This is a genomic window from Neisseria sp. P0021.S007 (genome assembly GCF_051956855.1).
Genome location: NZ_JBQCXA010000665.1, coordinates 1 through 639, shown reverse-complemented (window position 1 = coordinate 639; position 639 = coordinate 1). Strand labels below are relative to the sequence as shown.

1 protein-coding gene and 1 pseudogene are annotated in these 639 nt (G+C 42.4%); both read right to left on the bottom strand.

What is annotated here, in order from left to right:
* Positions 1–17: 17 nt before the first annotated feature.
* Positions 18–452: a 50S ribosomal protein L11 gene (gene rplK, locus ACTHUR_RS15270; protein WP_002220151.1), complete on the bottom strand. Its 435-nt coding sequence runs from the start codon at positions 450–452 to the stop codon at positions 18–20.
* A 104-nt stretch (positions 453–556) separates the two neighbouring features.
* Positions 557–639, bottom strand: a pseudogene (locus ACTHUR_RS15265) (transcription termination/antitermination protein NusG); the annotation flags it as partial.

The following is a 639-nucleotide window of genomic DNA, read 5'->3' as shown; positions in this document are numbered from 1 at the left end:
TTTAGATACTTTAGCCATTATACAACACCCTCCACATCCAAGCCCATTGAGCGAGCAGAGCCGGCGATAGTACGAACAGCCGCATCCAAATCAGCAGCAGTCAAATCAGGCTCTTTAGTTTTAGCAATTTCTTCCAACTGAGCGCGGGTCAATTTACCCACTTTGTTAGTCAGAGGATTAGAACTACCTTTTTGCAGACCAGCAGCTTTTTTCAACAAGATAGAAGCTGGTGGGGTTTTCATCACAAATGTGAATGATTTATCTGCAAATGCGGTGATCACGACTGGAATTGGCAAACCAGGTTCCATACCTTGGGTTGCAGCATTAAATGCTTTACAGAATTCCATGATGTTCAAACCACGCTGACCCAAAGCAGGACCAACTGGGGGAGATGGATTGGCTTTACCTGCAGGAATTTGCAGTTTGATGTAGCCGATAATTTTCTTTGCCACTTAAGGACTCCTAAAAACGGGTATAACGCGGAACCATTCCGCTTCCCAAACAGAATTTGCGATTATATCTGCTTAAAAAAAAATTTTCAAGCGAATTAAACCACTTAAATCTTTTCAACCTGACCGAACTCTAATTCAACCGGTGTTTCCCGACCAAAAATTTGAACTGAAACACGCAGTCTATTAC